The following is a 5,998-nucleotide window of genomic DNA, read 5'->3' as shown; positions in this document are numbered from 1 at the left end:
TGTATAACCATTTTGCCAGTTTTAATTGATACGAAGGAGCTGGTTTTCTTACATATCCTTCTTCTTTGGTGGAAACAATGATATGTTTTTGATTGCCATGGCGAATACTTTGATGAATACTGATCATATCGATCAAGCCGGCATCCATATATTGAATACCTCGAAACATGTAAGGCCGACACAATATCAATAAAGCACAGCTGGCTTTGATCAATGTCTGACTCTGATCGACATAACTTTGATCATAATATTCCACCTGATGCGTTTCCATATTGTATAAACCGATCTCCATGGTCGTTGTGCTTTCTTTTAAAGCCTTGAAATCTAAAGGCGCCTTACTTTCGATAAAATCATTTGTAGCTTCAATACCAAAGATATTTCTTTCTTTTAGAAAAGGGCGAAGACCAACTACACCTTTTTGACAAGGTGCTTCGATACCGGTTACCTCCATGCGATACATCTGTCGAGAAGTATAGCTCAACAAAATTTCGCTTCCTGCCGAAATACCGACACAATAAGGTACATAAATCTTATGTTCCAGAAAGCATTTTAAAGCACCGGCCGAATAGGCGGCTTTCGTGCCTCCTCCTTCGCAGATCAGCCCTGCCTGAATCATTCTTTGTCCCACTTTCTAATGACACCGGAATCAATGGCGGCTTGCTTGACAGCCTTAGCCACGACCGGAACCACTCGTTTATCCAAAGCCGAAACAATGATATGTTCAGGACACAGTTCCTTTTCATCCACCATAGAGGCAATCGCATACACAGCAGCCTTTTTCATCGCATCGTTGATCTGTGTTGCCTGAGCATCCAATGCGCCTTTAAAGATGCCCGGAAAAGCCAGTACGTTGTTGATCTGATTTGGATGATCGCTCCGTCCGGTTCCTACAATATAAGCTCCGGCTTCTTTGGCATCCTCCGGCTCGATTTCGGGAATCGGATTGGCCATTGGTAAAACAATAGCCTTTTCATTCATACTGGCAATCATTTCTTTAGAAACAATATGGCCGGCACTGACCCCAATAAAGACATCCGCTCCTTTTAAAGCCTCACTTAAATCGCCTTCCTTATGTTCCCTGTTCAATCTTGAAAGAAGTGCTTCTTGTCCACTTGTCAGATTCATTTCTTCCACAAGAATACCTTGTCGATCCACTAAGATCACATTGCCCAGCTCTAAGTCTAAAATCAAACGTGCAATTGCACAACCGGCACTGCCGGCACCATTGATCACAATAGTCGGATTCTCTTTTTTTACTAAGCGTAAAGCGTTAACCAAAGCAGAACAAACCACAATGGCTGTTCCATGTTGGTCATCATGGAAAACCGGAATATTCATACGCTCCTGTAAGCGTTTTTCAATTTCAAAACAACGAGGCGCTGCGATATCCTCTAAATTGATGCCGCCAAAGCTTGGTTCCAAAGCGGCAATAATATTGACCAGTTCATCCGTATCCTGTGTATTTAAACAAAGTGGAACGGCATCTAGACCACCTAAAGCTTTGAATAAAACGCATTTTCCTTCCATGACCGGCATACCGGCTTCTGGTCCAATATTTCCAAGCCCCAGTACCGCACTTCCATCACTTATGACCGCAATCGTGTGTCCTCTTCCTGTATAAACATAAGACTGGCTCTTATCCTTTTCAATTTCCAGACACGGTGCTGCAACACCTGGGGTGTATGCCAAAGAAAGATCATCTTTTGTTTCAATCTTCATCTTGGCAACCGTTTCCAGTTTCCCCTGCCATTCTTTGTGTAAACGTAAAGCTTCTTTTGCGTAATCCATAAACTCTCTCCTCTCAAACAGAAAAAACATAGACTACTCTATGCTTTTTGCTCCATGATTTGTTTTATTGAATCTTCATAAGGTGTACCTGCACAATGCTTCAAAGCCGACGCAAACACCTTTTTCATGTTTTCGGTATCATTTTTATAGGAATACTGTAAGCCCAATAAATACTCTAGTGTTCCCACCGCCAGTTCCTTTTGCGGTTCCATTTCACTTTTTCCATCCCATAAGTGATCAATCTTAGCCACAACTTCAGGAATATACTTACTTTCTTTTTTGATCAAAATACTATACTGTATATCTAAATCTTCGGCCCTTTCTGCATCAATAGATCGTACCAATTCCATCATGTCTTTGGTTTTTTTGGCTCGTCCTAACTGCAGATAATAATAAAACGCACGTTCATAGACCGCCAATTTCTGATTTTTTTTGATACGCATATTCATCATCATAGACAATTGCTGTTCCACATCATCTTTACGATCCTGCGCAATATAACCGCTCAAACGCATGTTTTCTCTTTCAAATGCACTCATACTTAGCTGTGCTTTGAGTGAATCAATCGTAAAATAATAGGTATCAAAATCATTGTTCATGATTTCCAAATTTAAATTTTTCCATACTTTCCTGCGCATAAGATAGGGAATTCCCAGTAAGCATAATACTAACAATACGGTTGCTACGACATAATACATAATTTTCACCCTTACTAAATTGTCTGTTTACAGAATAAACTAAAAAAGAGTGTTTGTAAATAAAAGGTGATATTTTAGATTCTAAAGCATTAAAAAGTACAAAAAGCCTCAGAATTTCTAAGGCTTTTGCATCAATGTTTTTAAAACCTGAACCATGGTTTCCATCTGATTGATACTGCAGAATTCGTATCGACCATGATGGTTATACGATCCTGTACCAAAATTAGGACAGATGCATCCTTTTTCCGTCAACATAGCACCATCAGTTCCACCGCGTGTTGGTATGGAAACGGGATCAAGACCACAGGCAGCCAAGGCTTCCTTTGCCCTTGTCACCGAACGCATGTCACCATGCATAAACTGAACCATATTGTAATACTGATCCTGCATTTCCAACTGGAAACGATCGCCATACTTCTGATTCAAAGAATTGATTACATCTTGAACAAACTGCTTTCTGGCCGTAAATTTTTCAAAGTCATGATCACGAATAATATACGCCAGACTGGCACTTTCGCAAGTTCCTTCCATATCCAACAAATGATAGAAACCCTCTCTGTTTTCTGTATGCGCCGGTGTTTCCTGTTTTGGGAATGCTTCGATCAACTCGTGTGCTAAAAGACAAGCATTGATCATTTTATCTTTGGCATAGCCCGGATGGATCGTATTGCCGGTAATCGTGATTTTAGCCTGAGCGGCATTAAAGTTTTCATAATCAATGGCATCAATTCGGCCCCCATCAACGGTATAGGCAAAATCAACCTGAAATTGTTCTAAATCAAAATTCTCTGTTCCCCGTCCTACTTCTTCATCAGGGGTAAAGGCCACGATGATCTTTCCATGTGGCAGATTTTCTTTGATCATTTCATCTACAGCCTGCATGATGATCGCAATACCCGCTTTATCATCGCCACCAAGCAAAGTATTTCCATCGGTCACAATTAAATCATCACCGATACAGTTGGATAAAGCCGGATACTTTTTACAATCCATTTGATATTGATCGTTTAAAACGATCGTGGAACCATCATAGTTTTCAATGATTCGAGGATGAATGTCTTTTCCGCTTAATTCCGTAGCCGTATCCATATGCGCACAAAAGCCAAAGGAAGGAAGACTTTCATCATTTGCCTCCAATGTCGCATATACGATCCCATGTGGATCCACCATCACCTTTTGAAATCCTAAAGTTTTGCATTCTTTTTCCAACTCTTTTGCCAGCACCAGCTGTTTTTCTGTACTTGGCGCTGTTGTACTTTCCGGATCGGATTGGGTATCAAACGATACATAATGTAAAAATTTTTCTGTAACACTCATAATTATGCTAACTCCTGAGCCAATCTTGGCACGATTTGTTTTTTACGCGATACATATCCCATTTTGGTAAAAGAATCCACTAATCCTTTTATCGCATGAGAAAGCTCTCCGACATAAAGGAAGCGACTTCCCTTGCCTTCCACATTGGTAAATACCATCAGTAACAAATCTAAATGACGCATTTTATTTTCTTCTTCCATGTACTTCAAAAAGTCATCTCGGATCTGATCCACTACATCTAAATCAAAAATAAATACCTGTGAGATCGCCACACGTTTTCCCGATAAAGTATATTCTTTAGAATCTCTATGTAAAATCGTATCAAAACTTTTATCTTGAATCGTAGCGGTATTGGCAAATAGTTCTTTAGCCATCGCATCAAAATCGATACCATGTTCTTTTTCAATACGTTTTGCCAAATCTTTATCGATCTGCGTACATGTCGGCGAATTAAAATTCATCGTATCACTAATAATGCCATAGGCAATCAAACGCGCTGCCGTATCCGACATTTTGATATTCATTTCATGATACATCAAACCAACGATCGTACAAGAACTGCCTACGATCATATTTCTGAACTGAATCGGATGATCCGTCTCGATATCACCAATACGATGATGATCGACAATTTCCAAGATATAAGCACTGTCAATGTCGTTGATTGCTTGTTTCTTTTCGTTATGATCCACCAAAATAAACTTTTTCTTCTCTGCTTTTAAAATATGATAACGTGCCACGGAACCAACGATTTTCCCTTTTTCCAATACCGGATAGCTGGAATGACGAGACTTCAACATTTCCCGTTCCACATCCTCCAAAAACTCTCCGCGATTAAAGGATGTGATCGCACTGGCCGGTGTCATGATCAATTCGATCGGGATGCTTCGATAGATCATCTGAATGATCTTCATTGTATTATAGTTGGTCGAAATAAGAGTTACCCCATACTTTCTAGCCATTTCAATAATATAATCGTTAGGAACAAAGCTTTCCGCGATCACGATCACAGCACAACCTTTAGCCATACTCTTGATCATATCATCCTCATGGTCGCTTAAAACCATGATAGCACCTTCCAGATCACGCTCCATGAGCTTTTTGTCCGAAATGCGAACTTCTCCACTCATCGGCAAAGTTCCTTTTAAGATGAAACTTCCCTTCAAACATTTTACGATATTTTCTAACGGTGTTTCCTTTAACAGATCCTTCGTGATATTTAGATCCTGCATTTGCACTTTAGAAACATCACCAATGGTAGCCATACCAATATAATTATCATTGTCATCCACTACATAGAGTGCTTTTGCCTTATCCAGACACAAATCCCATCCATGGCGCAGAGTTTCATGGCGAGGAATCGTGATTGCCTCGTCAATCTCTATTTCAGCCAACGTATTTTTGGCTGTCGTCATATACAAAGGTGGATCCAGCTCTAATTTTTTTAGAATAAAACTGGTTTCCGGATTTAAGTGTCCGATACGAGCAGCAACCGCATGCATTCCCATTTTCTGCTTGAGCTCGGCTAACGCCATAGCAGAACAAATAGAATCCGTATCCGGATTTTTATGACCTACAATATAAACCGGTGAAGTCATGATACATCTCCTTTTCAACTACATCTCATTATACCAATAATTGACCAAAGAAAAAAGCAGACAATTTTGTGTCTGCCTTAACTTCATCTATCTCTCAAACAATAATTATGTGGTAGGATAACCCTTATTTTACTGCATCTTTTAAAGCTTTGCTTGGCTTGAACTTCACTGCATTAGATGCCGGAATTTCAATAGATTCTTTTGTCAAAGGATTGATTCCTTTACGAGCAGCTCTTTCTGTTACCGTAAATTTTCCAAATCCGTTCAAATCTACTGTTCCTTTTTGAACAAGTGTGTTTGTAATTTCGTCAAGCAAGAATTTAACGTATGCAGCTGCATCTTTTTTAGATACCCCACATTCTTCAGCCATTTTTTCAACTAAGTCTTTTTTACTTACTACTTCTGACATGAAAATGTCCTCCTTTTTTTACTACGGTGGAAATCATATCATTATCCATAACTTATTGCAATATTTTATCAACGGGAACGCATAATTTTGTTCCAATAAAAAGTATTTTGTAACCCTCAATTTATATTTAACAAAACGCTATACCCACAGTTTGGTGATTTAGCCATAATTCAGCATTAAAAAGAAAC

6 protein-coding genes are annotated in these 5,998 nt (G+C 39.3%); all 6 read right to left on the bottom strand.

All coding sequences use genetic code 11. From position 1 onward, the window contains the following. The coding region (locus tag U0M88_RS03210; RefSeq protein ID WP_331868885.1) for a patatin-like phospholipase family protein at positions 1-616 on the bottom strand (616 nt) is incomplete at its 3' end. Next, the gene (locus U0M88_RS03205; RefSeq protein WP_331868884.1) at positions 613-1,788 is read right to left on the bottom strand and encodes an NAD(P)-dependent malic enzyme; all 1,176 of its coding nucleotides are present in this window, start codon (positions 1,786-1,788) and stop codon (positions 613-615) included. The genes U0M88_RS03205 and U0M88_RS03210, both read right to left, overlap by 4 nt. Positions 1,789-1,826: 38 nt before the next feature. Then, a complete protein-coding gene (locus U0M88_RS03200) occupies positions 1,827-2,486 on the bottom strand; it encodes a hypothetical protein (protein ID WP_117446410.1) in 660 nt (219 codons plus the stop codon). Positions 2,487-2,603: 117 nt separating this feature from the next. After that, complete coding sequence (gene pepT / locus U0M88_RS03195; RefSeq protein ID WP_331868883.1) at positions 2,604-3,803, bottom strand: peptidase T; 1,200 nt, start codon at positions 3,801-3,803, stop codon at positions 2,604-2,606. 2 nt (positions 3,804-3,805) lie between these two features. Continuing rightward, positions 3,806-5,401: a putative manganese-dependent inorganic diphosphatase gene (locus tag U0M88_RS03190; protein ID WP_272001335.1), complete on the bottom strand. Its 1,596-nt coding sequence runs from the start codon at positions 5,399-5,401 to the stop codon at positions 3,806-3,808. A 124-nt stretch (positions 5,402-5,525) separates the two neighbouring features. Next, entirely contained in the window at positions 5,526-5,810 is a 285-nt protein-coding gene (locus tag U0M88_RS03185; protein ID WP_195223057.1) for an HU family DNA-binding protein, read from the bottom strand. Positions 5,811-5,998 lie beyond the last annotated feature (188 nt).

Source organism: Faecalicoccus sp. (genome assembly GCF_036552745.1).
In the GTDB taxonomy this organism is placed as follows: Bacteria; Bacillota_I; Bacilli_A; order Erysipelotrichales; family Erysipelotrichaceae; genus Faecalicoccus.
Note: the sequence above shows the minus strand (reverse complement) of the source record. Positions and strands in the feature narration are given on the sequence as shown.

Excerpts from the sequence above, each read along its gene's own strand:
- U0M88_RS03205 (WP_331868884.1), bottom strand. The coding sequence starts at position 1,788 with ATGGATTACGCAAAAGAAGCTTTACGTTTACACAAAGAATGGCAGGGG.
- U0M88_RS03200 (WP_117446410.1), bottom strand. The coding sequence starts at position 2,486 with ATGTATTATGTCGTAGCAACCGTATTGTTAGTATTATGCTTACTGGGA.
- pepT (WP_331868883.1), bottom strand. The coding sequence starts at position 3,803 with ATGAGTGTTACAGAAAAATTTTTACATTATGTATCGTTTGATACCCAA.
- U0M88_RS03190 (WP_272001335.1), bottom strand. The coding sequence starts at position 5,401 with ATGACTTCACCGGTTTATATTGTAGGTCATAAAAATCCGGATACGGAT.
- U0M88_RS03185 (WP_195223057.1), bottom strand. The coding sequence starts at position 5,810 with ATGTCAGAAGTAGTAAGTAAAAAAGACTTAGTTGAAAAAATGGCTGAA.